Source organism: Oleiphilus sp. HI0067, from assembly GCF_001635735.1.
Genome location: NZ_LWFI01001681.1, coordinates 1 through 491 on the forward strand (window position 1 = coordinate 1; position 491 = coordinate 491).

1 protein-coding gene is annotated in these 491 nt (G+C 45.2%); it reads left to right on the forward strand.

Annotated elements, in window-relative coordinates; genetic code table 11:
• A partial coding sequence (locus tag A3739_RS26930) for a GNAT family N-acetyltransferase (RefSeq protein ID WP_068503437.1) occupies window positions 1-426 on the forward strand: 426 nt, incomplete at its 5' end.
• Window positions 427-491 lie beyond the last annotated feature (65 nt).

Here is a 491-nt window from a genome sequence, read left to right on the forward strand (position 1 = left end):
ATTAAGCATACGGTCGTCACCTTTGAAGAAGAGCCTCTTGACGCTAATCAGATTCTGACAAGAATTAATCAAGTACAAGAACTTGGCTTACCATGGTTAGTCGCGGAGCAAGATGGTCAGGGTCTTGGATATGCCTATTCTGCGCCTTGGCGTGAGCGCTCTGCGTATCGTTATTCCAAAGAAGTTAGCGTATATCTCGATGCCAATCTTCATCATAAAGGCGTAGGTTCAATGTTGTATCAGGCTTTGTTTGAGCGTTTGAGTCAACTTGATGTGCATGCAGTGATGGCGGTGGTTGCTTTGCCGAATGAAGCGAGCGAAGCCTTACATGAAAAATTTGGCATGAAGAAAGTCGCACACCTTGAACAAGTTGGGCGAAAGTTCGGACAATGGATTGATGTTGGGTATTGGCAGCGCGTGTTTTGATTTTAGTTTTTTGATTCTTTGAAGCTTTCTTGTTTCTAGACTTCTGTTCCTGTCGGCGGCGGCCG